Genomic DNA, 26,088 nt, shown 5'->3' with positions numbered 1-26,088 from the left:
GCCGCGCTGGAGGGCGGTGCGCTCGTCGACGTGGAGCGAATCCGTCGACGACTCTGGTCGTCGTGCTGTTGCTGAGCCGCTGAGGGGCCGCGAGCGCGCCGCCAAGGGCGCGCTCGTCGAGGATGCGGGGATCGTCGGTGGGAGGTGCCGGCGGGGCCGCAGGGCCCCGCCGCGGTCACTCGCGCTCGTCGAGCGACGTGTAGTCGACGACGTTCTCGCCGGTGTAGATCTGCCGCGGACGGCCGATCTTGCCGGTCGGGTCGTCGTTCATCTCCTTCCAGTGGGCGATCCAGCCGGGGAGGCGCCCGAGCGCGAACATGACGGTGAACATGTTCGTGGGGAAGCCGAGCGCGCGGTAGATGATGCCGCTGTAGAAGTCGACGTTCGGGTAGAGCTTCCGCTCGACGAAGTACGGATCCTTCAGCGCTGTCTCCTCGAGGCGCTGCGCGATGTCGAGCAGCGGATCCTTGATGCCGAGCTTCGCCAGGATCTTGTCGGCGGCCGCCTTGATGAGGACCGCGCGCGGATCGTAGTTCTTGTACACGCGGTGGCCGAAGCCCATCAGGCGGAAGCCCGAGGTCTTGTCCTTCGCGAGCTTGACGAACTTCGAGACGTCGCCGCCGTCGGAGCGGATCGCCTCGAGCATCGTCACGACCTCCTGGTTCGCGCCGCCGTGGAGCGGGCCCCAGAGCGCGCAGATGCCAGCGGCGACCGAGGCGAAGAGGTTCGCCTTCGAGCTCCCGACGAGGCGCACCGTCGACGTCGAGCAGTTCTGCTCGTGATCGGCGTGCAGGATCAGGAGCAGGTTCAGCACCTTCACGATGTCCTCGTCGATCTCGTACGGCTCCGCCGGGACCGAGAACATCATGTTCAGGAAGTTCGCACAGTACGAGAGCGAGTTGTGCGGGTAGACGAACGGCTGGCCGATCGACTTCTTGTACGAGAACGCCGCGATCGTGCGCACCTTGGAGAGCAACCTCGCGATGGTGATGTCGAGGTGCTCGGTGTTCTTCACGTCGATCGCTTCCGGGTAGTAGCTCGACAGGGAGAGCACCATCGCGGAGAGGATCGCCATCGGGTGCGCGGTCGACGGGTAGCCGTCGAAGAAGCGCTTCATGTCCTCGTGGATCAGCGAGTGCCGGGTGAGCAGCGTGGAGAACCGGGACAGCTCGCTCTTGCTCGGCAGCTTGCCGTAGATCAGGAGGTACGAGGTCTCCACGAAGGTCGACTTCTCGCCGAGCTGCTCGATCGGGATGCCGCGATAGCGGAGGACGCCCTTCTCCCCATCGAGGAACGTGATGGAGCTCGTGGTCGAGGCCGTATTGACGAAGGCCGGGTCGATGCAAACGTACCCGGTCTTCGAGCGAAGGGACGCGACGTCGATCGCCTTCTCCCCCTCGGTGCCCGTGATCACAGGCAACTCGATCGTCTGCTCCCCACCGTTCTTCTTCAGCGTTAACTTCGCGGTCTCCTGCACGCCTCCTCCTTCCGCCGCAGCGCGGCGTAAGCTATCACGGGCCGAGGGAAGAATGCTTCCCCGAGAAAATGAGGTGATGCACTTGAGCGAGCCGGTCGTGCGGGGGGAGCTGGCCCACCACCCGGAGGCGCCTCGGTTTGCGGCCGAGGTGCGGCGAGTCCACGGGCGTTACGCCGACGAGGTTGTCGCTCGCTACCGGCTCTGCCCGTTCATGCGCGACGCCGCAACCGGATTCGGACGCTTTTACGTCCTGCTCGATCGCGAGCCCGTCCTGGAGACGGCGCTGGCGGCGATGGAGGAGGCCGACTCCGCGGTGGTGCACCTGGTTTTCCCGTGCATCCATACTCCGTCGCCCCAGTTCGAGCGCTTCGCGTCGCGCCTGGGTGAACAGCTGCGGCGGCGCTTCAGCCCCGCGCCGGTGCTGGCCGCGTTCCACCCCGAGATGGCGGGGGACGAGACGAACTCGCACCGGCTCGTCGGTCTCCTCCGACACGCGCCAGATCCGTTTGTACAAACGATTCCAGAGGGGCTGAACCATACTGGGACCGTCCTCGCAGGGGCAGGCGTCGAGCCTGCGGTCGACCCCGCCGAGGACAATTACCGACGCCTTGAAGGGTCAGGGATCGCCGCAGTCAAGATCAGGCTCGCGGAGATCATGGCAGATCGGGACTCGAGTTATGCACCCTTCCTCGCACAGCTCGGGCTGAGCCGCCCCGGCCCGCGCTTCAGCCCGCTCCCAACACGCTAGCGCACGGGCGAAGAGCGCAAACGAAACACCTGCGAAACGCGCGCGAAACGCGTGTTGCGCGTGTGGATGGGCCTCGGCTCAACCCGCAGGCGAGCGGCCCGGCGCCGGGTCCGATCCGTCGGACCCGGCCTTGGCCTCACGCTGCGCCATCAACGGCATCAGGTACGGGAAGCCGGCCGCCATCGTATCGAGGTGGGGATCGATCTGGGCGGCCAGCCAGAAGAGGAGCACGCAGGCTCGCTCGACATAGAACCAGTCCTCCGGGTACTCGAACGACCGCATCAGCTCCTGGAGCTCACCGCGCTCCAGCTCGGGATCCGCGAGCCGCTCCAGCTGCTCGGGGCGGGCGCGCATCAGCGCCGCCGGCGTGCGATCCCGGATCTTGAGCAGCTTCGCGAAGTAGGTCTTCACCGTCCTCTCGAGGAGCGCGTCGTTGCCCCCGGGCGCGACGAAGCCCATCCTCCGGAAGCCGCGCACGACCGCCGCGTCGTCCTGCGCGAAGATGCCCTTCAGGATGTCGAGCAGCCCGTCGATGAGCTCGTCCCGGGCCTCGCAGCTCGCGCCGAAGTCGAGGACGACGAGGCGAAAGCCGCCGCCCTCCTCCGCGCTCCGCGCGGCGACAAGGAAGTTCCCCGGGTGCGGATCGGCGTGGAAGAAGCGATCCGCGAAGAGCATCTTGTAGAAGGCCTGCACGAGCCTGAGCGCCACGTCCGAGGGCTCGACGCCCGCGCTCCGGAGCGCGTCGAGGCGGGTGATCTTGATGCCTTCCATGAAGGTCATCGTGAGCACGTCGCGCGTCGTGAGCTCGTGGATGACCTCCGGGAACGCGATGCCCGCGTCCCCCTCGAAGTTCTGCGCCATCCGCTCCATGCACGCGGCCTCGTGCAGGTAGTCGGTCTCCCGGCGGAGCAGATCGACCAGCGACTCGTGCACCCGCTCGATGTGCCCCACCGGGACGAACCGCTTGTAGACGAGGATCGCGAGGCGCAGGACGCGCAGGTCGACGGCGATGATCCCGCGGATGCCGGGGTAGAGGAACTTGACCGCGACCTTGCGGCCGTCGCGGAGGCGCGCGACGTGGACCTGCCCCAGCGACGCGGCCGCGAGCGGCGCGCGCTCGATCGACGCGAACAGCTCGCCCGCAGAGCGGCCGAAGCTCGCGCGCAGCGCGGCCTCGAGATCGCTGAACGGGTGCGGCGGCACCTGATCCTGGAGCTGCTCGAGCTCCTTGCCGTAAGCACGAGGCAAGAAGCCGCCCATGATGGACAGCACCTGGCCGAGCTTGATGAAGACGCCCCGCAGCTGGAGCATGACGCGCAGCAGGCGCCGGGCGTTGTTCTGATCGACGCGGGCGCGGCGCGCGACGAGCCAGCGAGGCGGCTCACCCGCAGGCGAGCCGCGCCCGAGGCGCCTCGCGAACACCCGTACGAGCCCCAGCTGAATGAGGTAGCTCGTCAGGATGACCGAGAACGCGAGCAGCGCGCGGAAGAGTCGGACGGCGAGCGTCATGTGCGGCAAAGCAGCCGCACCATGCTACCGCAGGGGCCGCGCGGGGCCAGCCGTGCTCGCCCTCGCCCTCCAGCGATGGGCGAATCCCGGCGAGGGGGCCGCCGCGGGCCTCCGCCACGCAGCGAAGCCCTCCCGCGAGCCGATGCTCAGGAGAGCGAGTCCTTGATCGCCTTGATGGGGCGGGCGCGGACCGACTTGCTGGCCGGCTTGGCCGCGAACGTCATCGGCTGCTTCGTGAAGGGGTTGATCCCCTCGCGCGCCTTGGTCGCGGGCTTCTTGACGACGCGGAACTTCGCGAAGCCGGGCATCGTGAAGATGCCGTTCTTCTTGAGCTCCTTGTACGCGATGTCGGTCAGCGACTCGAGGATCGCCTTGACCTGCTTGCGCGAGATCTCGTTCTCGTTCGCCTCGACCACCGCGTTGATCAGCGCGCTCTTGCTGAGCGACGTGCTCTTCTTCCCATCCGCCTTCTTGGCCGCCATGTTCATTCCTCCTGAGGTTTGTGCCCTCTTGCGGGCCAAAGGAACCACAACGGCCGCCGCAGATCCAGTGTCGAATCGTCGATCGGAGCTACAAAAGAAGGGGTTTCATGCCCCGGGGGGCGCGCCGCTCCGCCGGAAGGAGGGCCGGGGGGCCCTGGCGCGGGCGGTTAAAACCGCGGGAAAACAGCCCAAATAGCCCCTTCTTCAGGCCTCACGCGCCCGCCGCGAGGGAGGTCGGATGCCAGGCGCTCGACGTAGGAGATCACCCGAACCCCTTCCGTTGAAGGCGATCCTGGTCGCCCCGGCGCCCTCTCCGGGTCGAGCCTCCTCGGCCGACAGCCCTGCTCGGCTCACCCAGGCGCGTGATCGCGTGCGATCGCGCGCGTTCGCGCGTGATTGCGCGCGTTCGCAGCGCAGAGGCCCCGCTCGATCGAGGCCCACAACCCCGCGGCGCGCCTCGCGCCGGCGCGCGCACGCGGGACGGCCGCGCGATCCCCGAGCCCTAGCGGCGGCTCGCCGCCGAGCCCGCGCCCCACTTCCTCTTGGCGGAGAGGCCCAGGATCGTCAGCGACTGGGGCGCCTGCGTGAACTCCATGACGTCGCCGAAGCCGACGCTCACCGAGTGGATCGGCCCGTCGAAGAAGAGCTTCGCGTCGTGCGTCTTGCTGCGCACGACGAGCGAGGCGCCCGGCTGGATCAGGGCGTGACGGAGGCGGTACTCCTCGCCGTGGGGGGTGTAGGGCTCGCGGACGACGAGCTGGAGCCGCTTCGACGTGAGCGGCAGGACGCGCCCGCCCGCGGAGCGCTGCGCGGCCGTGGACCCGGCCGCAGGACCGATCCAGAAGCCGCTCGACTTCTGCTCCTCCTCGGCCCGGCCGAGCCGGAGCACGTAACGCGACGTGGCCGCGGGGGAGACGTGGCAGAAGAGCGCGTCGTTCAGGACGCGCCCCGTGGCGAGCTTGTCGTTCACCGTGACCTGCATGCGGGTGAGCACGGTGCTGCGGAGCGATCCGCTCAGCGCCCCCGCGATCGCGTCCGCTGCGTCGCGGCTCGTCGCGCCGCAGAAGAAGCCGACGGAGTGGCCCGGCGCGCTGTTGATGCCGAGGATCGGCACGTCACCGACGTTGTGGGACGCGCTGAGGAGCGTCCCGTCGCCGCCGACCGTGATCACGAGGTCGAGCTCGCCCGCGTCGAAGGACTGCGCCGCGCTGGCGACGACATCGATCTGGGCGCCGATGTCGTCGAGCGCCGCCTTGACCTCGCGCACGGTCTGCTCGTGCGCGTCGTGCGACGCCTTGAGGCGCGCGACCGCGGAGTCGCCGGCCTCGATGAGCCGCGTGATGCGCGGGTCCTTCCGCTCCTCGCGGTAAATCTTCCAGGCGGAGCGCTTCACGACGAGCGCGACGCGGGGCGGACGCCGCGGCGCGGGCGCGGGGGATCGTTCCGCCATCAGAGCTCCGCGAGGCGCCGGAGCGCCACCTCTGTCTTCGCGTCCTCGATCACGCCGCGCCGGGTGAGCTCGATCGCCGCGTCGAGCGGGACCGCCGCGATGGCCGCGAACCGCTCGAGGGGGGAGCCGTCTTCGAGCGGCGTCCCCTGGCGAGCCGGGTCGACCTCGACGTGAAAGTAGAAGTGCCGCTCGCCCACCATGCCCGGCGCCGGGAACGACGACGGGCCGAGCGGGTGGAGCGCCGACGGCGGCACGTCGAAGCCGACCTCCTCGAGCAGCTCGCGCGCGGCGGAGCGCTGCAGGCCCTCCGGGCTCCGCTCGTCGAGCTCGACGAGCCCGGCGGGCAGCTCCCAGATCGCGCCGAGCGTCGCCGCCTCCGGGATGGGCCACACCTCGGGCGGGCGGGTCGCGGCCGGAGGCCGGAACGCCGAGCGGAGGAAGACGTGACGGCGCCCGTCCGCGCCTCGGTAGTGTGGGGCGATCACCACCGCGTCGAGGCGCGCGCGATCGACGCTGTCGTAGGTGAACGGGTCGCTCAGCGAGCCGTCCGGGAACTCGACGCGGAACACCTGGCGTCGCACGTTGAGGAAACCAGGACCGTCCAGCGAAGGGATCGTCCGGACCAGCTTGAGCGCGAGCTTCGGGAAGGGAGGTAGCCGCATGCGTCGAGGCGCGAAGCATAGCTCCAAACGACCGCCGATCGCGATGCGCCTTGTTCCTGCGCCCGGCGCGCGCTCGCCCCGGCGCTCGGGGCGGCCTCGGGCTCAGCGGAGCACGAGGACCCAGACGTCGTAGAGCGCGTGGGTCCAGACGGCCGGCGCGAAGCCGCGGAAGACGTAGATCGCCGTGAGAACGAGCCCGCACACCATGCGGAACACGAAGGAGGGGAGGTTCCAGGGATCGCCCAGCGACCCGACATAGTGCCAGCCGGAGAAGACGGCGGCGGCCACGACCGCCCAGGCGACCATCAGCGCCACCCCCTGGACCCCCCTGCCAAAGAAGAACTTGATCCCGAGCGCGCCCAGCCCGTAGAGGCCGACGCGGAAGGCGATCTCCTCGTAGAAACCCGCGCCGAGCGACATCACGACCCCGGTGAAGATGTCGTTCGACGCGGCGGGCGGGCCGAGCCGGAGGGAGCCGACCACATAGGAGCCGGCGAAGCGCATCAGGATGGCGTAGAGCGCGCCCTCGGCGGCGAGCAGCGCGAAGCGCCTCGTCTGGAGGGCGTGGCCGCGGCCGAGGATGGAAAGGACGAGGACGAACGCGGCGCCGACCGCGACGGTGAGGCCCGCGTAGAGCGGGAGGCTGTGCTTGGCCAGCGCGCGGAGCTCGGCGGTGACCGGATCCGCCGCGTTGCGGATGGGGAGGAAGGCGACGCCGAGGTGATACAGGACGAAGATCGGCATCGTCAGCGCGAGATCGGTCAGCGCATCGCTCTTCGCGGTGGGCTTGTCGCCGGCAGGGGCCGCCCCCGGCCGGGCGAGCTCCGGTCCGGCGCCGAGCATCAGGACGGCCTCAGGCGGTACACGATCACCAGCACCTCGGCCGACCACATGACGACGTTCAGCACGAAGGGCGTGTCCCGGAGGATCTCCTGGGTGGGGCTCTCCGACTTCGCGCTGCCGGCCACGAGCTGGAGGAACCGGATCCCACCGAAAAGCGGGTGGATCGCCGTGAGCCAGAGGTACGGGTTCTGGAAGAACCGCTGCGTGTCGTGGTCGAGCGTGTACGCGAGGTAGGTGGCGAAGGTGGCGAGGCCCGTCACGGCGAGCGCCGCCGTCAGGGCGGAAGGCGAGTAGCCGTCGAGCGCCGCGCGCTGCTTCGAGGCGTTGACCGAGGCGAGCTCGTGGCGGCGCTTGCCAAAGCCGAGGAAGAGCGCGAGCAGCGCGGTGCAGGCGATCATGAAGCCGGAGAGCGGCGTCCTCGTCGCGAAGCCGCCGGCGAGCACCCGCAGCACGAAGAAGATCGCGATACAGCCGACGTCGAGGTACGCGATCTTCTTGAGCCGGAACGAGTAGGCGACGTTGAGGACGTAGTAGCTGGCCGCGACGACCGCGAAGAGCGGCGGGCCGAGCAGGCTCGCGCCGAGCGCGATGACCGCGAGGCCGACCGCCATCGCCTTGGCGACCGGGATGGGGACGCGGCCCGAGGCGATCGGCCGGAAGCGCTTGACCGGGTGGACCCGATCGGCCTCGACGTCGACGATGTCGTTCAGGATGTAGACGGCGCCGGCGAGCAGGCAGAAGATCGCGAACGCCCCGATCGCGCTCGTGATGATCGAGGGGTGGGTCAGGTGCTTGGCGAACACCACGGGGGCGAGGACGAAGAGGTTCTTCACCCACTGGTGGGGCCGCATCGCGCGGATCATCCCGCGCACACGCCAGAGCAGCGTCCCCTTCGGGGAGTCGGGCAACAGGGGCGGCTGCGCTATCAAGCCGCCCGAGGGGGGCCCGCTCTCCGGGGGACCGGAGCTCGGCACGCCAGCGCTCCGCGGAGGCGACGACGGAGGCTTGCCGGCGGGGACGGAGCTCACCGACGCGGGCGAGCCGCCCTGCTCGGCAGGCGCCTGCACGTCCGGCGCGCCCGCATCCGAGCGAGCATCGGCGCCGGGCGCCTCCTCAGCAGGGAAGCCTGCGGCACTGTTGCGAAAAAGGGGCCCCGAGGCGGTCACGGCGCGCGGAGCATACTCGGGCGCCCAGGTCCCGGCCATTCCGCGGCAAGTTAAAAGCACAGGGGGCGCTGGCGCCCCAATCTGAGCGCTGAGCGCCAGCAGCTCCGAAGCCCCTCCAGGCCACGAACCAGGAAGAACGTGGCGCAGCGCACCCGGGCCGGCGGCCACGCAGCGAGGTCGCGAATCTGGGTTCGCACCCGCCAGCCCGGCTCGTGGAACGCAAAATGCGCATCCCCGCAGGCGCGCCGTGACCTCGTGCTACCATCGCCCCCGATGACATCAGCGCTCTCGGTCGCGCGTGAAGCTTCGCCTCTTCTCCTGAAGCTTCGCTCTGCCGTGGAGCAGGCCCTCGAAGGGAAGCCAGAGGCGGTCGAGCTGGCGCTCATCGCGCTGCTCGCCCGGGGCCATGTCCTCATCGAGGACGTACCCGGCGTCGGCAAGACGACGCTGGCCCGAGCGCTGGCCAAGGCCGTGGGGGGCGAGCTCCGTCGCGTTCAGTTCACCAGCGATCTCCTGCCGAGCGATGTCCTCGGGGTCAGCGTCTTCGACCAGCGGCTAGGGCAGTTCGTCTTCCGGCAGGGGCCGATCTTCGCGAACGTGCTGCTCGCCGACGAGATCAACCGGGCGAGCCCTCGGACCCAGTCGGCGCTGCTCGAGGCGATGAACGAGGGGCAGGTGTCCATCGAGGGGACAGCGACGCCGCTGCCGTACCCCTTCTTCGTGCTCGCGACCCAGAACCCGCAGGATTTCGCGGGCACGTTCCCGCTGCCGGAGTCGCAGCTCGACCGGTTCATGGTGCGGATCCGGATCGGGTACCCGCCGCCCCAGGTGGAGATGCGGCTGCTGCTCCAGGGCGGCGAGCCCGACCGGGCGCGGAACGTGCCGCAGATCATCGATCCGGCCCAGCTCGTCGCGCTGCAGCGCGAGGTCGATCGCGTCGAGCTCGACTCGTCGCTCGCGACCTACCTGCAGGCGGTGCTCACGGCCACGCGATCGAGCCCGACCCTCTCGCTGGGCGCATCGCCGCGCGCCGGCATGAACCTGGCGCGCGCGGCCCGAGGGCGCGCGGTCCTCTACGGACGCTCGTACTGTATCGCGGACGACATCCACAACCTCGCGGTCGCCGTGCTGGCACACCGGGTCCGGCTCTCGGCCCACGCGGAGGGCTACATGCCGACCCGCGACGAGTGCGAGGCGGCGGTGCGCGACCTCGTGGCGCGGGTGCCGGTCCCCCTCTGAGGGGTGGGCGATGGGCGCAGAGGACAGGGAGCGGGGATCACTCAGCGGCAGCTCCCGCGGCGCTGACCGCGCAGGCGCAGCGGCGCGGAGCGCCATCCGGCCGAGCAAGCCGAGGCGCGACAGGCCGCTGGTCGAGCAGCGCCCGCTGCTGCCCCCGCGCGGGGACAAGGCGTCGTTGTGGACGAGGGCCCTGCTCTTCCTCAGGCCGCCTCGGAAGCTGAAGTTCACCCGGGAAGGAAAGTACTACCTCGGGATCACGCTGGGCGTCGGCTTCGCGGCGATCAACACGGGCAACAACCTCCTCTACCTGCTGCTCGGGATGCTGCTGTCGCTGATCGTCGTCTCCGGCGTGATGAGCGACCTGTCGCTGCAGCACCTCACGGTGACCCGGCGGCTCCCGGCCCGCGCCCAGGTGGGCCGGGCTCACCTCGTCGAGATCGAGGTCTACAACCACAAGAAGCGCGTGCCGTCGTACGCGATCGAGGTCGAGGATCTGCGCGCCGGCCAGCCGGCCGACAAGCGCTGCTTCTTCCTGAAGATCAGCCCCTCCAGCGCGCAGGTGGCCGCGTACCGGCGGACGCCAGCGAGGCGCGGCCGCGACCGGCACACCGGATTCCGCATCGCGACCCGCTTTCCCTTCGGGCTGTTCGAGAAATCGCGGGAGGTCGAGGCCGAGGGCGACCTCATCATCTACCCCGCGGTCGATCCGGTCCGGCTCCCGGTCGAGGACGCGGGCCGGCGCGAGGGCGGCGCGAGCCTCAGCGGGCGCGGGGGCGGCGACGAGACCTTCGGCCTCCGGCCGATGCGCGAAGGGGACGATCCGCGCGACATCTACTGGAAGAAGAGCACGATGCGCGACCAGCTGGTGCTGCGCGAGCGCACCCGCGAGACGCGGCCGGACGTGCAGATCGTCGTCGACACGGTGCGCCCCGCCGGGGAGGGCGACGCGTTCGCGCCGACCTTCGAGCGCAGGATCCGCGAGGCCGCGTCGCGCGCCGTTGCCCACATCAAGCGCGGCGACGCCGTGGTCGTCGCGACGACGCTGGGCGAGCGGGTGCGCGGCGATCGCAACATCGGCTCCGACGCGATCCTCCGCTTCCTGGCGCTGCTCGATGCGGTCGACGACGGCCGTGCGCCCGAGCGCGGCGCCCGCGCGTCGCTGCGCCAGGGATCGAGCCCGAGCCCGAGCAGCGGTGAGCGCCGCGCCGGCGCGCCGAGGGGCGCGTCATGAGATTCGGGATGGTGCACCGGGTCATGACCGACGCGCTCGCGGCGCTCGGCGTCATCGCCCTCGTCGCGAGCGGGCAGTTCAACCGCTACGTGAGCTGGGCGATCCTCATCAGCCTCGGGCTCGCGCTCGTCGTGCGCGAGTCGTGGCAGCGGCACCCGGCGCTCCGCCACCTCGACACGGGCATCCTGCTGGCCGTCATCGCCGTCCAGGTGGTCCGCATCGTCGCCACCGACGCGAGCGTGCTCGACGTGCTCGTGGAGTTCGCCGCCGCGCTGCAGATCATCCGGCTCGCGACGCGCAAAGGGGCGGCGCACGACCAGCAGGTCATCGTGCTCGCGCTGCTGCACCTCATCGCCGGGACCGTCCTCGGCGGCGGCATCGGCTACGGGCTGTGCTTCCTGGGGGTGCTCGTCGTCGCCCCAGGCGCGCTCGTGCTCAGCCACCTGCGGCGCGAGGTCGAGGGCAACTACCGGCAGGGGGCGCGCGACCGGACGGGGCTGCCCGTGGACGTGCCGCGCATCCTGCGCTCGAGGCGGGTCGTCGGGCGCTCGTTCCTGGCCGTCACCTGCCTGCTCTCGATCCCGATCTTCGTCTTCACGGCGCTCCTGTTCGTCATCTTCCCGCGCGTCGGCCTCTCGCTGCTCCTGCTCAACCGCGGCCACACAGGGCGGATGATCGGCTTCTCGGGCAAGGTCGACCTCGGCGCGGTCGGCGTGCTGCGCAGCGACCCCAAGCTGGCGATGCGGGTCGAGATCCCCGAGCTCCCGGAGCCACCGCCCCCGCGCCTCACCATGCACCTGCGCGGCACGGCGCTCGACGCGTACGACGGCCGCACCTGGACCCAGAGCGAGACCTTCAAGCGCCCCACGGAGAGCGACGCCGGGCTCGTGCCGATCGAGCGGTACCCGGACCCGGCGGTCGAGCCGGTGATGCGCATCGATCTCGAGCCGATCGATCCGCCCGTGATCTTCCTCCCGCCGAACGCGACGGGGCTCCGGCTCAAGCACCGCGGGCAGCTCGGGGTCGACGCGAACACGATGGCCTACCGCGGGCCGGAGGGGGAGCTCCGGTACCAGCCCACGGACGATCGCGGGCTTGTCTACGACGTCTTCCTGTCGCGGAAGCGGGCGCCGACCTTCCAGCGCCTCCCGGGCTCCGAGCGGAGGCGCTACCTGGACCTCCCGAAGGATCTGCCGTCGCGCGTCGTCGATCTCGCGCAACAGTGGACGCAAGGCGTGGATCGTCCGGCCGATCGGGCGCGGGCGATCCAGGAGCACCTGCGCACGGAGTACCGGTACGACCTTGCGTCGCCGTCGGGCGCGGACCCGCAGCCGCTCGATCATTTCCTGTTCGAGTCGAAGCGCGGGCACTGCGAGTTCTACTCGACCGCGATGGCCATCCTGCTGCGCGCGGTGGACGTCCCGACGCGCAACGTGACCGGCTTCGTCGGCGGCACCTACAACCGCTTCGGCCGGTTCTATGCGGTGCGCCAGGGCGACGCCCACTCGTGGGTCGAGGTGTACCTCGACGGCGAGGGGTGGATGACGTTCGACCCGACGCCGCCGGCCGACGCGGCGCCGAAGAGCGAGCTGGTCGGGGCCTGGGCGTACCTCCGCGATTTCATCGAGGCGACGAGCCAGCGCTGGGACAGGCACGTCGTCGGCTACGACCTGAACCAGCAGGTGGGCCTGCTCCAGACGCTGACGTCGCGCTACCGGAGGTCCGGATCGAGCAGCGACCTCTCGCTGTCGCGCCCGCGGATCCTCGCCGTCGCCGCCGTCGCGCTCGCGGTGGGCGGCGGCCTGCTCTACTGGCGCTTCCGCCGCACGCGCCGCGGGCGCGAGGAGCGCCGCGCGGACGCCGGGCGCACCCCGAGCGCGATCCTGGCGACCGCGCTCTACGAGAGCCTGGAGGCCGCCATGCTCGTCCAGGGCGTGCCGCGCCCGCCCAGCCTGCCGCCGCTGCGCCACGCCGAGGCGCTGGAGCTCGCGGAGCACCCGCTGGCGCGCGAGATCCTGACGCTCACGCAGCTCTACCTGCGCGCCCGCTTCGGCGGGGCGACGCTCACGGAGGACGACAGCCGCGACTTCGAGCGGCGGGTCAAGGCGCTGCGCGGGGCGGAGCGGCGAGCGCGCGCTGCGAGCGACAGCGGGCTCGCCGCGTCGACCTGATCGCGGCCGGGGATCGGGAAGACGAGCGGCGCGCCCGGAGCCGCGGCGCGCGGGCCACGCGGTCCACGCGGGTTGCGCCGCGCGCGCTGCTCCAGCCGCGCGGACCGCATCAACGGCGGCGCAAAGGCCGCTTCGCGATGAACGCCTGCCGGATGCCGGTGACGGCGCGGCGGCTCGGGCCGCCGGAGATGAACGGATCCGCGGGCGCGAGCTCGCCCAGCCGGTCGAGGAACGACTGCGCCACGACGCGCTCGCCCAGCAGGCTGACGACGTCCGACTGGCTTCGCATCGTGGACGCGAGGACGGCCGCCGTCGACGTGTCCGGCACCGCGGCGATCGAGAGCGACTCCAGCACGCGCCTGAGCGGCGCGATCGACTGCGCCGTCGCCAGCTTGCGATCCGAGGCGCCGAGCGGCTGCGGGGCGTACTCGAGCCAGATGCCGGCGACGTTCAGGTGGCCGAGCAGCTTCTTCGACCAGCGCGGATCGAGCTCCACGTGGAGCGGCCGGACGTCAGCCAGCGTGGAGAGGGCGAACTCGCCGGGCTCGCCCGCGAGCGCGAAGTCGCGCAGGAGCGGCGCGAGCTTGCGCTCGTCGGCGAGCAGGCGAGCGGCGACGTGGCCGCGATCGAGCAGCGGGATCGGGACCACGAGGACATCCGGCCGCTCGCCGCGCGTGATCCGCGCCGCCCACACCCGCCACGTGATCGCCGGGGATCGCACGAGCATCGCGGACCCGGGATCGAGGCTCCCGTACGCCTCGTCCGTCCAGACCTCGGCGGCCGTCTGCTCGCTCCGATCGGCGGCGAAGCCTGCCTCCTCGCTCGTCAGCGCGACAAGCGTCAGCTGGAAGACGACGAGCAGCGCCGCGCCGCTCCGCGAGAACGGCACGCGCGTGTGGAGCAGCGCCCGCACCGCGGCGTGCGCACCGAGCGCCGAGCCGACGGCGATCGCCGCGACCGCGAGCGAGCGCAGGGGGGTGAGCGGATCCGCGGAGAGCACGCCGGCAGCCCGCGCGGGCAGGAGGGTGTCGAGCGCGAGCAGGACGAGGAAGGGCGCGACGAGCCACCGCGCGCGCGGGCGCAGGAGCGAGAGCGCGAGCCCTGCCGCGGCGATGAGCAGCGAGACGACGCCGATCTCGAGGCTCCACGCGGCGAGCGCTGTGGTGCGGGCGCTCGCGACGTCGAGGGCGGCGAGGCTGCCGGCCGTGAGCGCGCGGCCGATGTCGGCCCAGGCGCGCGGCGCGAGCGGCCTGAGCACGAGCGGCGCGAGCAGGAGCGCGGCCGTGAGCGCCCCCGCGCCAACGGCGGCGCCCAGCATGCGCCGGGGCGGGCCGCCGGCCGAGGCCTCGGCGGGGCGCTCGCCCGCGTGCTGCGCGCCGCCGCGCGCGAGGAACATCGCGTACGACGCCGCGAGCGCGGCGAGGCCGGCGGGGGGGCTCTCGGCGAACGTGGCCCCGAGGAGCGCGCCGAGCGCGATCCACGTACGCCCGGCGTGCCGCGCCTGCTCCGCGCAGGTCGACGCGAGCGCGAGCGTCACGAGCGCGCAGCAGGTGGCGATCATGGCGCCGCCGCCGACCGTCGCCTCGCGCTGCCAGGTCGGCGACAGGGCCGCCGTGAGGACGGCGATCGCGGAGAGCACGGAGGCGAGCCGCGGGCTCACGGCGCCGCCGAGCACGTCCGGCGCGGCGGGCGCGGCGGGCGTGGATCGCGTGGATGGCGCGCCGGCGGCGGTCGCCTCCGCTGCGCCGCCGCGGAGCTTGCGCCAGAGCGCGAGCCCCGGGAGGGGCGCCGGCCGCGCGGACTCCAGGAGGAGGCGGCGGACCATCCCGTAGAGCAGGCGCGACGCGAGCGCGAGCGCGAGCGCCGATCCGAGGGCGGTGCGGAAGGTGCGAGAGCCCAGCGGGAGCAGGCTCAGCGCCTGCGAGAGCGCCGTCGACAGGCCGCCGCCCACGCCGACCGCGACGAGGCCGAGATCCCGGACGGCCGTGAGATCTTCCCGCCATTGCCCGGAAGAGGCGGCGCGGGCCAGCGACAGCCCGAAGGGCAGCGCGGCCGACAGCAAGGCGAGCGACCGATCGAGCCAGCAGCGTTTCTCTCCGGAGCCCACCGAGCGGCCATGCCAGATCGGCCGCGGCCGGGCCAAGTTCCGGCGCACCCCGGCGCAGCGCCTCGGTCGCGGCGCGCGGCGCGTGGCCCACGCCCTGCGCGCGCGGGGCCGATCCGCGCGCGCAGGGCGCGGAGGATACGGAGGGCGGTGAGCGGCGACCTGGGCTAGAGTCGCCCCTTCCACGGAAAATCGGAGGTCGGCTCGTGTCCCGTTTCATCGATGAGCTCAAGAGGACGCACCGCTGCGGCGATCTGCGCCAGGCAGACATTGGCAAGGAGGTCGTGCTGTTCGGCTGGATCGCGCGGCGCCGCGATCACGGCGGTTGCATCTTCATCGACCTCCGCGACCGCACCGGCGTGACGCAGATCGTCTTCGATCGCAGCTACCTCGAGGCGATCAGGAAGCACGGCCTGAAGACGGAGGAGAAGGATCTCCTCGACGCGCACGCCGCCGCCGAGCGGGCCCGGTCCGAGTGGGTCATCGGCATCCGGGGCGTCGTGGTCAGCCGAGAAGGCAACGTGAACGACAAGATCGACACGGGGGCCATCGAGGTCTGGGTCGCCGAGGCGACGATCTTCAACAGGGCGGAGACGCCGCCGTTCGAGATCGCGGACGAGATCGAGACGCGCGAGGAGATCCGCCTCCAGCACCGGTACCTCGACCTGCGCCGGGCCCCGCTCCAGCGGGCGCTGCGGATGCGCCACGAGATCAACCGCGCGACGCGGAACTACCTGTCGGACAAGGGCTGCCTCGAGCTCGAGACGCCCTTCCTCGTGAAGTACACGCCGGGCGGGGCGCGCAACTTCCTCGTCCCGTCGAGGATCTCGGCCGGCAAGTTCTACGCGCTCGCCGAGAGCCCGCAGCTCTACAAGCAGCTCTTCATGGTGGCGGGCTTCGACCGCTACTTCCAGATCGTGAAGTGCTTCCGGGACGAGGACCTGCGCATCGACCGGCAGCCGGAGTTCACCCAGATCGACGTCGAGCTGTCGTTCGTGAACCAGGACGACGTGTTCGGGCTGATGGAGGGGCTCGTCTTCGCGGTGTTCAAGGCCGCCCTCGGCAAGGACCTCACCGAGCTCTACCCGACGGGCCGCTTCCCGCGCATGCCGTACGCCGAGTCGATGCGCCGCTTCGGCAACGACAAGCCCGACCTCCGCTTCGGGATCGAGCACACCGACCTCACGGACCTCATCATCGAGCACAACGGCGGCGGGGTGCCGTTCTGGGTCGAGCTCGCCGAGAAGTTCAAGTCGGGCAAGCTGCGGCGCGACCTGCCGGCCGAGATCGTGAAGGGGCTCGTGATCCCGGCGAGCGCCAACCTGTCGCGCCAGCAGACCGAGGATCTCGAGCGCGGGCTCCGCGACGTGAAGGGCTTCCGCGGCCTCGCGCGCGCCAAGCTCGCCGAGGACGGCTCCTGGACGCAGTCGCCGCTCACGAAGTCGATCACGCCGGAGCTCCGGCAGAAGCTGAACGAGGTGCTCGGCGCCAAGCCGGGCGACGTCCTCTGCTTCCAGTTCGGCAAGGAAGCCGTTGTGCACACCGTGATGGCGAAGCTCCGCATCGACGTCGCGAAGAAGATGGGGCTCATCCCGGAGTACGGGCATGGTGACCAGTGGAGGTTCCTCTGGGTGACGAACCCACCTCTGTTCGAGTTCGACGAGGACACGGGGCGCTGGGCCGCCGCGCACCACGCGTTCACGCGGCCGATCGACGAGCACGTCCCGCTCCTCGAGAGCGATCCGGCGCGCGTCGAGTGTTACCGTTACGATCTCGTGCTGAACGGGTTCGAGATCGGCGGCGGCTCGATCCGGCTGCACGATCCCGAGGTGCAGGCGCGCGTCTTCAAGACGCTGGGCATCGACGAGAACGACGCGCGCGACAAGTTCGGGTTCCTCCTGGACGCGCTCCGCAGCGGCGCGCCCCCGCACGGCGGCATCGCGCTCGGCATGGACCGGCTCGCGATGCTGCTCAGCGGCGCGCCGACGCTCAGGGACGTCATCCCGTTCCCGAAGACCAACCAGGGCACTGATCAGATGACGGGCGCTCCCGTGGTCGTCGACGCCGCGCAGCTCGCCGAGCTTCACGTGAAGACGGCGGTCGCGGCCGCGGACACCCGGCAGGGCGCGACGGGCACCGGCAGCGCCGGCGCCTGATGCCAGCCCGGGGGCGCGCGCGGGATGGGATGATGCACCTCTGGCGGCGGCGGTAGTGCGGCGGCGCGGCGAGCCTCTCGCTTGTCGCGCGCTCCGCGCGGGAGGGTGGCGCGCTCGCTGTGCTCTGCCTCGCCGCGCGTGGCCGATCGCGTTGGCCTTTATGTTTGCAGGCCGCGCACTTCTGGTAGGGTAGGGCCTGTATTCTTCGCCATGGCCTCCCCGGCGCGAGTCCTCGTTGTCGATGACAGCCCGACCATCCTGAAGGTCGTCAGCGCCATCCTCGCTCGCAATGGGTTCGACCCGACCGTGGCGCGCGACGGGCTCGCGGGGATCGAGCTGGTCAAGAAGGGGCCGAAGTACGATCTCGTTCTCCTCGATTTCGTGATGCCGAGGATGAACGGCTACGCCTTCTGCCGGGAGCTCCGCTCGAACCCGTCGCACCGCAACGTGCCCGTCGTTCTGATGAGCGCCAAGGGCGACAAGCTCAGGGGGCAGTTCGTCCAGCAGACCGGCGCCGTCGACGCGATCACCAAGCCGTTCGACGCGCGCGCGCTGGTCGCGGTGATCGAGGGCGCGCTCTCGAAGGCGGCGGAGGGGCGCGCGCGGCCCGTGCCCGAGGGCGCGAAGATGCCCGACGAGGACACGATCGCCGAGAGCGTGCGGCCGAGCCTCCTCGCCAGGAGCATGCGCCAGCGCGCCGGCGCGGAGTTCGCGCAGCAGCTGTCGACGGTGATGACGCCGGCGATCATGAGCCTCTCGCCCGAGGCGCGGACCAACGAGGCCGCGGTGATGCAGGCGGTCGCCCGCGTGATGACGAGCGAGGTGGTCTCCAAGCTGACCCTGACGCTCCGCGACCTCGACGATACGCCCGCCGACGCGAAGGAGGTGATGAGCGGCGACGTCTCCGCGATCCCGCTCGCCGAGATCCTCCAGCTGCTCCAGATGCAGCGGCAGACGGGCGTGCTTCGGGTGACCACGAACCGCGCGTCGGTCACGATCTCGCTCCGCCAGGGGCTCATCGATCTGGTGCAGGCGCGCAACTCGTCGGACGAGTTCAAGCTGGGGCGCTACTTCATCGAGCGCGGGCTCCTGACGCGGGAGCGGCTCGAGGCGCTGCTGCGCGCGAAGCGGCCGCACGCCCTGCTCGGCCAGGTGCTCTTGGAGGCCGGCGTCGCGACGAACGACGATCTCATCGCCGTGCTGGAACGGCAGTCGAGCGAGCTCATCTACGAGGTGCTGCGCTGGCCCTACGGGCGCTTCTCGTTCACGCGCGAGCCGTTCCGCCCCGAGGTCGAGCAGGCGCACCTCGGCCTCCCGGTGTCTGCGCTGGTGCTCGAGGGGTTCCGGCGCGTCGACGAGTGGCGGCTCATGGAGGGGACGATCAACTTCGACCAGGTGGTGGTCGTGGATCAGGTCGCGCTCGACGGCGTGGGCTCCGGCAAGCTGACGCGCATCGAGCAGCTCGTGCTCGGCGCGGTCAACGGCTCGCGCACGGTGAACGAGGTGATCAAGGAGAGCGCGGTCGGCTCGTTCGACGCGATCAAGACGATCTACCAGTTCCTTCAGTCGCGGGTGCTGAGGACCAGGGCGGCCTGAGCGCCGCGGCCGCGAGGACCACGCGGTCCCGCGTGAGGCCGCGACCGCGCGATGATCACCCACGCGCTGCTCGTCGCAGCGGCGCGCTCAAGCGCGGCCCGCATCACCCGCGGGTCGTCTGTTTGTGTTCGCGTGTTCGCGTGTTCGCGGTGCTCAGGCCGCCGCACGATGGGCGTAGCGCTGAGCGTTCTCGCAGCGGAGAGGGCGGGATTCGAACCCGCGGATCAGTTTCCCGATCGCACGCTTAGCAAGCGTGTGCCTTCAGCCACTCGGCCACCTCTCCTGGTACCCAGGATGGTCCGCCCGCTCCGTGCTCAGCGCAGGAGCAGCGCGGACCTCGATGCATGAAGATAGAAAGAACGCTGGCTCGTCGGACGCTCGGCGCGGCGGCGAGGGAGCGGCAACATACCAAAGAGGTTGTCGCCGTGCACAAAAGATCGTGCAGGGGGATGCCGGTGGCGACGGATCCCGTGGGGGCGGGACGGACAGCCCTGGAAGCGGGCTACCGGGCTCGGGCATGGGCGCTCGGATCGGCCGATCACCGTCGAACGAACGAGGAGCGCTGAGGGCGCCGGGACAGCTCCGGTCGTCAGGATCGCGCGTCCGTCATTGCGGCACCACGTAGGCCAGGGCGAGCAACAAGGCGCCGAGCGCCGCGCAGGCCCCCCACGCGCGGGCCGCGCTGCGGGTCAGGAAGGCAAAGCACATCGCCGCGAGCCAGAGCGGAACCACGAGCGAAAAGCCGAGCGCGGACCGCGTGTCCTCGGCGAGCGGCGCGAATCGCGCGAGACACACGCTCGCCAGGACCGCAAGCGGGAGGGTCCCGACCAGCGCTGCGAGCACGCGCAGCGCGGAGTCGAGCCGGGCGAGACGGCGGCTAGCCATCGCGGGCTCCGAGGAGCGAGAGCGCGGCGATGGCCGGCGGACACAGGAGGGCGAGGCCCCAGACGGCGCGCGGCCAGACAGGCGCGAGCAGGACGAACGCGCTCGCGGCGCAGAGGAGCGCCGCGATGGGGACGAGGAACGCCGCCGGGCCGGCCTCGGCTCGGCTCCACAGCCACACCGACAGCGAGAAGAAGGCGATGGCCAGGACTCGGGCCGAGGCGCGCCACCCGCGCCTCGCGCGCAACCGCGCCGCGACGCCGAACGGCAGGCGCTCTGGCCGCGCCCCGTGGAGCAGCGCGAAGGCGAGATACGCCGAGAGGACCGACGCGGTCTCAACCATGGGTCGCCGTCTGCCTCCTGGCCACGAGCCCTGCCCGGCCGTGGGCCAACGAAGGCTGCGGCGCGTGGCGCGTCACAAGGAGCCGGGCCTCGGGTCGCGAGGTCGCCCGGCGAAGCGCCCATGCAGATGCGCAGAGCGCCGCGGCCGTGAGCAGGAGCGCAACGTCGACGGCGACGACGGCTCCGAGCTTCGGCCCTGGGCCGAAGAGCCCCGCCCCCGACCAGCGCGCCGCGAGCACGGGGACCGGCAGCAGCAAGAGCCCCGCGAGCCCGAGCTGGCGCGACCAGAGGCGCCCGCCGTCACGCGCGGCGAGCGCCCAGGCGATGCAGAACCCGAGCACCCCCAAGAACGTCATCTCCTCGGCCGCCGCGCGGCCGCTCCAGTCGAGCGGGAACGCACGGCTCGCCAGGAACAGCGCCGCGATCGCGACGACCGTCCCCGCGCCGAAGCCCACGGTGAGCCGCGCGAGGAGGCGGTTGCCGAGGCGCTCCTGCCGCGCCTCCCGTCGAGCGAGCCAGATCCAGTTGCCGGTGAGGATCGTCGCGCACGTCGCCAAGGCGAGCACGAAGAACAGGATGCGAAGCGTGGTGCCGCCGAAATCGGCGTAATGGAGGCCATAGATCCAGCGAAATACGTCGCTGCGCGCGCCCTCGGCGCCCGGCGCGTCGAGCGAGAGGACCGCTCCGTCGATCGCCCGCAGCCGCATACGCACGCTGCCACGCGTGAAGGGGACGCCCTCGAGCGATCCGCGAATATCGACGGTACCGCTGTCGAGGCCGAGGTGCCGGATACGTAATCTCTCGGGCACGAGCCGCGGCTCCGCGGCGCGCGCGCGGGCCATGAGCTCGTCCAGCGTCAGGCCGCGAGCGGGCGCCCCCTGCGCCGGCTCGTCCGCGAAGGACGCCCCCCAGGCCGCAAGGTCTGCCCGCGCGGCGTCGCCGCCGAACACGGGACCCGTGAACACCCCGACGAGCACCCCCAGGAACACGAGGAACGCGCCGGAGTAGGCGTACAGGAGCTGAAACGGCAGGCCTATCACGCCGAGCACCTTGTGCATGTCCGACCACAGGACACGGCGCGTCTTGTCCGGCCGGAACTGATGAAACTGCCGGACGATGTCCTTCAGGTGGATGAGCACTCCGGTCGCCAGCGCGAGCAGGAGCGCAATACACAGGAGACCGGCCACATAGAACAGCCACACTCCGGTCGCTCGGTGCCAGAGGTAGTGCAGGTCGTAGAGGAAGTCCGACAGCCGCTCTCGCTCGGGCACGAGCCCCTCGTGGACCCACGACGTGACCGCCTCGCCCTGCGAGAAGTAGAGGAGCCGCGCGGCGCCCAGCCCACCTTCCGGCACGTCGAACCAGAGCTGCTCCGGGGTCGTCCCCGCGGCGGCGAGCCCCTCATCGAGCGTGGCCTGGAGGCCCACCTGCTCGACGGAGGAGCGCTGCTGGGTCAGGGGCTCCTCCCACACCGCGAGCTGCCTGCGGAAGAGCGTGATCCCCCCCGACAGGAACATCACGTAGAGCAAGAGCCCACCGATCACGCCGGCCCATGCGTGCACGTTCCAGAAGGTCGTGAAGGCATGGCGGGAGAGCTTCTTGGCCATCGCGAGTCACCCTGTCCCCTCGCGCGGAGCGCCGCGCGCCGCGCGAGCTTATCTCACCTTCGCCAACCCGTGCAGGTACCCCGGCGTCTTCAGGCCGAGCTTCGGGCCGCCCTCGGCCGTGAGCTCGATCAGCGTGCTCTCCGTGGAGTCGCTCCCCTCATCGATCGTGAAGACCCGGCCGTCGACCTCGAAGAAGGAGACGTTCGCGGGCGAGGGATCCAGCTCCTCGATCGCCGCGGCCTCGTTCGTCGCGGTATCCCACCGCCACCAGTGCCACGCCGGCTGGCTCGTGACGCCAGACATCTTGGTCGCCTCGTCGATCGTGGCGAGCTCCTCGTCGAACACCCGGAGGAAGATGCTGTCCCCGCCCGCGGGGATGGGATCGCCCGCGATCGCGCCGTCCGTCAGCTCACTCAGGAGCAGGGCGAAGTCCGGATCGAAGGCGTCCGCGTCCTTCAGGACGCGCAGCGCGCAGGGCTCGGTCTCCAGGCGCTGGAGGTGATAGGCCGCCACCGCGAGCCCCGAGCTCACGAAGTAGGCGTCGCCAGAGGCCGTCTCGATGGGCTGCGTGATCCCGCCGCACCGGTCGTCGACGTCGAACCGCACGACGGTGTCCGTCTCGGTGTCGATCGCGATGAGCCCGGTCTCGGGGAGGATGGTGTCCGTCGTGGTCCAGTCGACCCACCCCACCGAGATGAGCAGTGTCTTGCCGCGCAGGATAGACCCGTATCCGTACAGCGCCAGGTAGCCCTCGCGGTGCGTGTCCGGCAGCGGGATCGTCCCTTCTACCTCCATCGTCGTGGGGTTCCACACGACGATCTGCTCGCCCGCGCGATCCGGATGATAGACCTTCGTCGGAGAGAGGAGGTAATTCGTGGGCCAGAGAGACTGCACGCCGAAGGGCTGGAAGCTGAGCGAGTCTCCCTTGACGAGCTTGTTGGAACCATCGAGCGTGTAACGCGAGATCGTCGGCGCCTGGCCCTCACCGAGGCCGAACCAGCCCAGCCCCTCGAACGCGAACAGCCGTGCCGATCCGGGGATCTCGAGCGCCTGGGACGGGTCGACCTCCGTGCCTGGCTCGATCGACGGCAGCACGTGAAAGTAAGAGTTGGTCGCGGTGTCGTCCCAGACGCGCGTGGCGACGATGAACGCGTCGCCGCCGTTCTGCCCGCCGCCACCGCCGCCCTGGCCGCCACCGCCCTGCCCGCCGCTGCCGCTCTGACCGGCGGGGTTCGACGTCTCGTCGTCGCCGCAGCCGCTGCCGAACACGCCGGTCAGGAGCACGAGCGCGAAGGCTGTCGCGCTGGTTCGGTTCGATGACCGCTGCTTCCGCTGAATCCCACTCATCTGTGTCTCCTTCTGTCGTGCGAGCGAAACGGCTCACCTCGACATCGTCGTCATCACATCTCCAGCGTCGCCTTGGAGAACAACGTCCGCCCGGGTCGCTGGACACCGTAGAAATCGAAGGCCAGCTCGTTGGTGAGGTTGTGAGCCTCGATGGTGAAGCTCACCGTGCGCGGCTCGTCGCGCGCGACGTAGGTGAGCGCGAGCGAGTGAAGGAGCTGCGAGGGCACCTTGGGCTTGGACTCGACCAACCCCCAGTTCGCGAAGCCAAGGTAGAACTCGCGCACGTAGCGCGTATCCCAGGTGAGCGAGATCGCGTCGCGCGGCGCGACGACCTCCTGGAGCTGCACGCGCGCCGAGCCGTTGGCGAAGAGCCACGGCCGGTTCGGCAGCCGTTCGCCCTCGGAGCCAGCGAAGTTCCCTTCGTCGGACGCCTTGCGAAAATCGTCATAGGTGATGTTGCCGTCGAGGGCGAGGTACTCCCCCGGCGACGTCCAGCCGGCGGCGGCCTCGATGCCCAGCGACCGTGCCCCCGAGACGTGGATGTACTGGATCGAGTCCGTGCGGTTGTTCAGCACGATGAGCCGCTCGATCGCGCGGACAAAGCCGTTCGCGTCGAGCCGCCACGCGCCCGACGCGGTGTCGCGCGCGTCGATCGTGAAGCCGACGTTTCCGTTGTGGCTCGTCTCGGGCTTGAGCGCGAGGTTGGGGACGATCATCGCCCCGTCGCCGAACACCTCGACGGGCCGCGGGAGCCGCGTCGTCCACTCGTACGACGCCTTGGCGTAGAGCCACTCCGAGAAGCGATAGCGGAGGCCATCGCCGAAGCCGAGGCGGTGGGTGTCGCGCTCCCGCTGGTCGAAGAACCCGTGGAGCCCCGGGAGGCGCCCCGTCATGCGGAGCAGCTGCACGTAGTCCTTCACGAAGAAGCTGTTCTCCAGGCGATCGTCGAACAGGTTGAGCTGATGCTCGACGCCGAGCACCAAGGTGAACAGGCTGTGCGCGCCCTTGAGCTGCTCGCGGGCGTCATTGTCCTGCCTGCGCTCTTCTGCCGTGCGCGTGATGAACGTCGGAGACACGGAGAGCTGCAGCGCGTGCTCCGGGTGGGGCCGATAGCGGAGGTTCAAGCGGCCGAGGACGCTGTGCTCCCGGAACACCCGATCCCGGGGGGACGTCTCGTCCTCGCCTGGATTGGGGCGCTTGCTGCGGCAGCGACCGAACCAGTCGTAGTTGCACTCGCTGACGTCGAGGAACGTGGCGCGCCCATACGTGTACCCGGCGAGCGCTTCGAGCGCGACGCCTCGGGCGAGCCCTTGCTCGTACTGGAGCGTCGCGCCCGGCGCGGTCTCGCCGTTCGTGACCTCGCCATAGGGCGTCTCCATGACGCCGAACTTGTGCTGATGCTCCTTGTCGTAATCGGTGACGAAGGCGCGCAGGAGCAGCCGCCGCGCCCAGGGCCGATTCACGAAGCCGACCTCGGCGCTCCCGCCCGCCGCCCGGTAGGCGTCGTGGAAGCGGCGGACGCGGGTGAACTCGGAGTCCTTGCGCCCGGTCTTGAAGTCCACCACCTGGACATCGACCGGATAGTCGTTCTTCGCGTAGTCGAAGAAGCCGCTCACGCGGGTGAAGAAGCCGCTCGGCTCGTCCAGGTGCCGCGCCGAGAGCGTGAGCCGGTGGGTGTCGTAGGAGCCGACTTCGTACGACGCCGCGCCATGGGTGCCGCGGACGTCCCGATCCGTGACCAGGTTGATGGCCCCGCCCAGCGCGTCGGCGCCGAAGCGCACCGGGACCACGCCGCGGTAGATCTCGACGCGCTCGACCAGGTTCACAGGCACGTTCGAGACGCCGAACGGGTACCCCGCGAGATCGAGCGGCACGCCGTCGATGAAGAAGCGTATCTGCTCGTCCGTGAGGCCGTTCAGCGAGAAGCGCGCCCAGGAGCCGAGCCCCGCGCTCTTCCTCACGCCGACGCCCTGGGTCCGGGCGAGCACCTCGCCCAGGTCGGCGGTCCTGCGCTGCGCCTCCTCGGTCTCGATGACCGTGATCGCCTGCGCGGATTGCCGGAGGCGCTCGGCCATCGCGGCGCCGCGCACGGTCACCTCGGCTGGCGCTGCGTTGTTCGCCGGGTCGGGCCCCTTCGCCGGCGGGAGAGCTGCGTTGTTCGCCGGATCGGGCCCCTTCGCCGGCGGGGGAATGGTCGTTGCCGCGCCCGTGACCGTGACCCCGCTTCCCGTCGCCGAGGGGGAGGGCTCGGCTTTCGGCTCCTCGGGGAGCCGGAACTCGTAGCTGTAGAGGATCCGTGCAGCGACCGGCGTGCCGTCCCGACGCGCCGGCGTGAAGCGGGACCGGAGCAGCGCGGCGCGGGCGGCCTCGTCGAACCCGTCACCGATTGGACCCGTGACCTCGGCCTCGGTCACGCGCCCCGCCGCGTCGATCAGGAGCTTCAACACGACCTTGCCCTCCCGTCGTGCCGCTCGGGCCGCCTGCGGGTACTCGGCCTCGGCGAGGTCGATCAGCTGCGGCGGCTCGATCCGGGGGCCTTCAGCGCTGGGCGGTGAGCGCTCCACGTCAGGCGAGCCGGTGGCAGGCGCGTCCACGCGCGGCTCACGGTCCTCCCCCGCGCGCTCGGGCGGGCCTCCGTCCTGAGCGTGCGCTGGTGCCTGCAGGCCGAGCAGCAGGAAGGTCAACACGCCTGCAAGCGGGCCTCGACGCGCGAGAGCACCTCGCGCCACCGCGTCCACCTTGAACCTGGCCCGCGGCTCGGAACGCGGCGGCTGAGGAACCGAACTGACAAACATGTCCAAAACTTCCGGTACCCAAGATGAAAACAGAATTCAATTTCATTTTTCGACAGGCTGCATCGTCCAGAACTCAAAATTCCATCTACAATGGATTCTCCGTGCGCCTATGGGCGGTCGCCTGGTCCCTCCGAGGTGGACCGGGAGCACCCCGCTGACCGGACCGGACCGCTCCGCCGTCCGTCCACGACCCGCCAGACCCCCTCAGCGCCCCCGGCCCCGTCCCGCCGCTCCGTTCGCCCTCGTCGCGCATCCTCGCGGACCGGTGTCGGTTTTTGCCT

19 protein-coding genes and 1 tRNA gene are annotated in these 26,088 nt (G+C 70.8%); 6 read left to right on the top strand and 14 right to left on the bottom strand.

Annotated features, from left to right (window positions below; genetic code table 11):
- Positions 1-175: 175 nt before the first annotated feature.
- Positions 176-1,477, bottom strand: a complete 1,302-nt coding sequence (locus WME79_RS45060) for a citrate synthase (RefSeq protein ID WP_437528348.1) — start codon at positions 1,475-1,477, stop codon at positions 176-178.
- A gap of 76 nt (positions 1,478-1,553) precedes the next feature.
- Between WME79_RS45060 and WME79_RS45055 the strand changes: the two genes are divergently transcribed.
- Positions 1,554-2,225 carry a hypothetical protein gene (locus tag WME79_RS45055; RefSeq protein WP_437528346.1) on the top strand — a complete coding sequence of 224 codons (672 nt, stop codon included), beginning with the start codon at positions 1,554-1,556 and terminating at the stop codon, positions 2,223-2,225.
- Positions 2,226-2,303: 78 nt separating this feature from the next.
- On the opposite strand, the gene WME79_RS45050 is transcribed toward WME79_RS45055, so the two are convergent.
- The 6 genes from WME79_RS45050 to WME79_RS45025 all read right to left on the bottom strand — a co-directional run bounded on the left by WME79_RS45050 (position 2,304) and on the right by WME79_RS45025 (position 8,238).
- A complete protein-coding gene (locus tag WME79_RS45050; RefSeq protein ID WP_437528344.1) occupies positions 2,304-3,734 on the bottom strand; it encodes an ABC1 kinase family protein in 1,431 nt (476 codons plus the stop codon).
- A gap of 146 nt (positions 3,735-3,880) precedes the next feature.
- A complete protein-coding gene (locus tag WME79_RS45045; protein ID WP_012240887.1) occupies positions 3,881-4,216 on the bottom strand; it encodes an HU family DNA-binding protein in 336 nt (111 codons plus the stop codon).
- Between the two features lie 502 nt (positions 4,217-4,718).
- Positions 4,719-5,666 carry an NAD(+)/NADH kinase gene (locus WME79_RS45040; protein ID WP_437528341.1) on the bottom strand — a complete coding sequence of 316 codons (948 nt, stop codon included), beginning with the start codon at positions 5,664-5,666 and terminating at the stop codon, positions 4,719-4,721.
- Positions 5,666-6,328 carry an NUDIX hydrolase gene (locus WME79_RS45035; protein ID WP_437528339.1) on the bottom strand — a complete coding sequence of 221 codons (663 nt, stop codon included), beginning with the start codon at positions 6,326-6,328 and terminating at the stop codon, positions 5,666-5,668. The genes WME79_RS45040 and WME79_RS45035 overlap by 1 nt, the downstream gene beginning before the upstream one ends.
- 102 nt (positions 6,329-6,430) lie before the next feature.
- Positions 6,431-7,171 (bottom strand): CPBP family glutamic-type intramembrane protease, encoded by a 741-nt coding sequence (locus WME79_RS45030; RefSeq protein WP_437528337.1) that lies wholly within the window; start codon positions 7,169-7,171, stop codon positions 6,431-6,433.
- On the bottom strand, positions 7,171-8,238 hold the full coding sequence (locus WME79_RS45025) for a decaprenyl-phosphate phosphoribosyltransferase (protein WP_437528335.1): 1,068 nt from the start codon (positions 8,236-8,238) through the stop codon (positions 7,171-7,173). The genes WME79_RS45030 and WME79_RS45025 overlap by 1 nt, the downstream gene beginning before the upstream one ends.
- A gap of 372 nt (positions 8,239-8,610) precedes the next feature.
- On the opposite strand from WME79_RS45025, the gene WME79_RS45020 reads away from it, so the two are divergent.
- Genes WME79_RS45020 through WME79_RS45010 form a run of 3 tightly spaced genes read left to right on the top strand, consistent with a single transcriptional unit; the run spans position 8,611 to position 12,978 of the window.
- On the top strand, positions 8,611-9,576 hold the full coding sequence (locus tag WME79_RS45020; protein WP_044967114.1) for an AAA family ATPase: 966 nt from the start codon (positions 8,611-8,613) through the stop codon (positions 9,574-9,576).
- A 10-nt stretch (positions 9,577-9,586) separates the two neighbouring features.
- A complete protein-coding gene (locus WME79_RS45015) occupies positions 9,587-10,807 on the top strand; it encodes a DUF58 domain-containing protein (protein WP_437528332.1) in 1,221 nt (406 codons plus the stop codon).
- Complete coding sequence (locus tag WME79_RS45010; RefSeq protein ID WP_437528331.1) at positions 10,804-12,978, top strand: transglutaminase TgpA family protein; 2,175 nt, start codon at positions 10,804-10,806, stop codon at positions 12,976-12,978. Before WME79_RS45015 ends, WME79_RS45010 begins: the two co-directional genes overlap by 4 nt.
- Positions 12,979-13,087: 109 nt before the next feature.
- Here the strand turns inward: WME79_RS45010 and WME79_RS45005 are convergent, their stop codons facing one another.
- Entirely contained in the window at positions 13,088-15,133 is a 2,046-nt protein-coding gene (locus WME79_RS45005) for a hypothetical protein (protein ID WP_437528329.1), read from the bottom strand.
- 155 nt (positions 15,134-15,288) lie between these two features.
- Between WME79_RS45005 and aspS the strand changes: the two genes are divergently transcribed.
- Both aspS and WME79_RS44995 read left to right on the top strand, forming a co-directional pair.
- Entirely contained in the window at positions 15,289-17,238 is a 1,950-nt protein-coding gene (aspS, locus tag WME79_RS45000) for an aspartate--tRNA ligase (protein WP_437528327.1), read from the top strand.
- A gap of 210 nt (positions 17,239-17,448) precedes the next feature.
- Positions 17,449-18,834: a DUF4388 domain-containing protein gene (locus WME79_RS44995; RefSeq protein ID WP_437528325.1), complete on the top strand. Its 1,386-nt coding sequence runs from the start codon at positions 17,449-17,451 to the stop codon at positions 18,832-18,834.
- 196 nt (positions 18,835-19,030) lie between these two features.
- Here the strand turns inward: WME79_RS44995 and WME79_RS44990 are convergent.
- From WME79_RS44990 to mxcH, 6 genes are all read right to left on the bottom strand, one after another.
- Positions 19,031-19,117: transfer RNA gene (locus WME79_RS44990), tRNA-Ser, on the bottom strand.
- Positions 19,118-19,440: 323 nt separating this feature from the next.
- Complete coding sequence (locus tag WME79_RS44985) at positions 19,441-19,719, bottom strand: hypothetical protein (protein WP_437528323.1); 279 nt, start codon at positions 19,717-19,719, stop codon at positions 19,441-19,443.
- The gene (locus WME79_RS44980) at positions 19,712-20,059 is read right to left on the bottom strand and encodes a hypothetical protein (RefSeq protein ID WP_437528321.1); all 348 of its coding nucleotides are present in this window, start codon (positions 20,057-20,059) and stop codon (positions 19,712-19,714) included. The genes WME79_RS44985 and WME79_RS44980 overlap by 8 nt, the downstream gene beginning before the upstream one ends.
- Entirely contained in the window at positions 20,052-21,665 is a 1,614-nt protein-coding gene (locus WME79_RS44975; protein WP_437528319.1) for a PepSY-associated TM helix domain-containing protein, read from the bottom strand. Before WME79_RS44975 ends, WME79_RS44980 begins: the two co-directional genes overlap by 8 nt.
- A 48-nt stretch (positions 21,666-21,713) precedes the next feature.
- Positions 21,714-23,012, bottom strand: coding sequence for a hypothetical protein (locus WME79_RS44970; RefSeq protein WP_437528317.1), 1,299 nt, complete (start codon positions 23,010-23,012; stop codon positions 21,714-21,716).
- A 53-nt stretch (positions 23,013-23,065) separates the two neighbouring features.
- Positions 23,066-25,699, bottom strand: coding sequence for a TonB-dependent siderophore myxochelin receptor MxcH (mxcH, locus tag WME79_RS44965; RefSeq protein ID WP_437528315.1), 2,634 nt, complete (start codon positions 25,697-25,699; stop codon positions 23,066-23,068).
- Between the last annotated feature and the right edge of the window lie 389 nt (positions 25,700-26,088).

The sequence above is a fragment of the Sorangium sp. So ce726 genome (assembly GCF_051521405.1).
Lineage (GTDB): Bacteria > Myxococcota_A > Polyangia > Polyangiales > Polyangiaceae > Sorangium.
Note: the sequence above shows the minus strand (reverse complement) of the source record. Positions and strands in the feature narration are given on the sequence as shown.

Coding starts and splice junctions, on each gene's coding strand:
- WME79_RS45055 (WP_437528346.1), top strand. CDS start 1,554: ATGCACTTGAGCGAGCCGGTCGTGCGGGGGGAGCTGGCCCACCACCCG.
- WME79_RS45050 (WP_437528344.1), bottom strand. CDS start 3,734: ATGACGCTCGCCGTCCGACTCTTCCGCGCGCTGCTCGCGTTCTCGGTC.
- WME79_RS45045 (WP_012240887.1), bottom strand. CDS start 4,216: ATGGCGGCCAAGAAGGCGGATGGGAAGAAGAGCACGTCGCTCAGCAAG.
- WME79_RS45040 (WP_437528341.1), bottom strand. CDS start 5,666: ATGGCGGAACGATCCCCCGCGCCCGCGCCGCGGCGTCCGCCCCGCGTC.
- WME79_RS45035 (WP_437528339.1), bottom strand. CDS start 6,328: ATGCGGCTACCTCCCTTCCCGAAGCTCGCGCTCAAGCTGGTCCGGACG.
- WME79_RS45030 (WP_437528337.1), bottom strand. CDS start 7,171: ATGCTCGGCGCCGGACCGGAGCTCGCCCGGCCGGGGGCGGCCCCTGCC.
- WME79_RS45020 (WP_044967114.1), top strand. CDS start 8,611: ATGACATCAGCGCTCTCGGTCGCGCGTGAAGCTTCGCCTCTTCTCCTG.
- WME79_RS45015 (WP_437528332.1), top strand. CDS start 9,587: ATGGGCGCAGAGGACAGGGAGCGGGGATCACTCAGCGGCAGCTCCCGC.
- WME79_RS45010 (WP_437528331.1), top strand. CDS start 10,804: ATGAGATTCGGGATGGTGCACCGGGTCATGACCGACGCGCTCGCGGCG.
- WME79_RS44995 (WP_437528325.1), top strand. CDS start 17,449: ATGGCCTCCCCGGCGCGAGTCCTCGTTGTCGATGACAGCCCGACCATC.
- WME79_RS44985 (WP_437528323.1), bottom strand. CDS start 19,719: ATGGCTAGCCGCCGTCTCGCCCGGCTCGACTCCGCGCTGCGCGTGCTC.
- WME79_RS44980 (WP_437528321.1), bottom strand. CDS start 20,059: ATGGTTGAGACCGCGTCGGTCCTCTCGGCGTATCTCGCCTTCGCGCTG.
- WME79_RS44975 (WP_437528319.1), bottom strand. CDS start 21,665: ATGGCCAAGAAGCTCTCCCGCCATGCCTTCACGACCTTCTGGAACGTG.
- WME79_RS44970 (WP_437528317.1), bottom strand. CDS start 23,012: ATGAGTGGGATTCAGCGGAAGCAGCGGTCATCGAACCGAACCAGCGCG.